Annotated in this window: 1 protein-coding gene; it reads left to right on the top strand. The window is 46.0% G+C overall.

What is annotated here, in order from left to right; all coding sequences use genetic code 11:
* Positions 1-11: 11 nt before the first annotated feature.
* Positions 12-367: PDC sensor domain-containing protein (locus tag KDM89_RS20400; RefSeq protein ID WP_438947537.1), on the top strand; the 356-nt coding region annotated here is incomplete at its 3' end.

Here is a 367-nt window from a genome sequence, read left to right as displayed (position 1 = left end):
ATCGTTGGAGTGTGAGTGCTGACTATCTGACTAAGCAGCTGAGTACAGAAGATTTTCATCAGATGCTCAGCGAAAAGGTGGTATTTTTCCCCGCCATTGAAGTGATATCTGTGTTGGATGTACATGGCAACGTCGTGAGTAGCTCAAGAATGTTTCCCGCGCCAAAATATAATCTGGCGGATCGCGACTATTTTCAGGTCCAACGCGACAGTCCTTCTGTTGGCATCTACCTCAGCAATCCAGTACGAAGTAAAGCGACTGGTGAGTGGCTGTTTTTTTTAAGCCATCGCTTGACCGGCAGCGATGGTGAATTTATCGGTGTCGTGATTGTCGGTTTGTCACCGATTTTTTATGCACAGATGTATGA

Source organism: Cognatundibacterium luofuense, from assembly GCF_018139685.1.
GTDB classification, from domain to species: Bacteria; Pseudomonadota; Gammaproteobacteria; order Burkholderiales; family Burkholderiaceae_D; genus Undibacterium; species Undibacterium luofuense.
This window is presented reverse-complemented; position numbering and strand designations above follow the sequence as displayed.